General features: G+C 46.4%; 1 protein-coding gene. It reads right to left on the bottom strand.

Annotated features, from left to right (window positions below):
- On the bottom strand, positions 1 to 674 hold a 674-nt coding region (locus tag CVN76_RS06470; protein WP_442857556.1), incomplete at both ends, for an amino acid kinase family protein.

Here is a 674-nt window from a genome sequence, read left to right as displayed (position 1 = left end):
AGGAATAAGCGCCTCATCATGGAATACCGAGAAACCGGCATAAGAAAGCTCACGCATTTCTCGATACGTTAATTCCCTGATCCCCTTCGGATTGGATACCACATTTGGATTAACCGCATATACGGCATCCACATCGGTAAAGTTTTCATACAATTCGGCTTTGACGCCATTTGCAAGAATCGAGCCCGTAATGTCAGAGCCGCTTCTTGAAAACGTTAAAACATCACCATCTAACGTATATCCGAAAAACCCTGGAAATACGACGATTCCCGGCTCATCACGCAGATCATATAACCGATCATACGATTCCGGCAGCACCTGGGTATATCCATCTTCATCCGATACGATCAAGCCAGCTTTCTTCGGATTGACATATTGCGCTTCGACACCCCGCCTTTGAAAATAGGCGGCAATCAGCTTCGCATTATTATCCTCGCCACTTGCCTTTAAAGCATCCAAATAACGCTTTGGCTTGGATTGATCTGCATGCAACAGTGCTTGTAAATCTTCGCGGATCCCCGTGATGACTTCCTCGGATATATCCAGCTCCTTAGCGATACTTCCATAACGGGCGACCACATCTTCGATTAAAGGTTCGCCATTATCCCCGCGCAGCTGCTGCTTTGCAGCCTCGATCAATAAATCCGTCACCTTTATATCATCGGAATTGCGTT

It is taken from the genome of Bacillus sp. mrc49 (assembly GCF_002803435.1).
The sequence above is the reverse complement of the archived record's forward strand: the minus strand, read 5'-3'. Positions and strand labels throughout refer to the sequence as shown.